Source organism: Staphylococcus sp. CoH_129_LAB_1 (assembly GCF_058191515.1).
Map to the genome: position 1 here is coordinate 1 of NZ_JBXWKZ010000066.1, position 588 is coordinate 588.

The 588-nt window shown below is 29.3% G+C and carries 1 protein-coding gene; it reads left to right on the forward strand.

Features of this window, described 5'->3' with window-relative positions; all coding sequences use genetic code 11:
• Window positions 1–479 (forward strand): transposase (locus tag AC2FB1_RS11115; protein ID WP_490675273.1); only part of this gene is annotated, 479 nt, incomplete at its 5' end.
• Window positions 480–588 lie beyond the last annotated feature (109 nt).

The window sequence follows — 588 nt, forward strand, 5'->3', positions numbered from 1 at the left end:
AGTTAAAAGATTCTATAGAACAGTTATCTCAATTAGATAAAGAAATGATTAATTTAGCACAAGAACTAAAGTGTTACGAAATTATACAATCTATTCCTGGTATTGGAGAATTAACAGCAGCTATGTTAATCGGAGAATTAGGAGATATTACTTACTTTAAAACAAATAAACAATTAAATGCTTATGTAGGTATTGATATCAAACGATATCAATCTGGTAACACTCATTATAAGGATACAATTAATAAGCGGGGAAATAAAAAAGCTAGACAATTATTATTTTGGATAGTGATGAATATTATCCGAGGCCAGCGTAACTACGATAATCATGTCGTCGATTATTATTACAAACTAAGAAAGCAGCCAAATGAGAAATCTCATAAGACTGCCGTCATCGCTTGTATAAATCGACTATTAAAAACGATTCATTATCTGATAATGAATCAAAAATTGTACGATTATCAAATGTCCCCACATTAGCCAAACGTACAATCAAATACAGTTTAACACCTTATTCAAAAAATTAAAATTGAACGGTTTAGTTAAGTAATGCTTATTTTATTTGTAAATGCTTGACTAATCGTAGGAA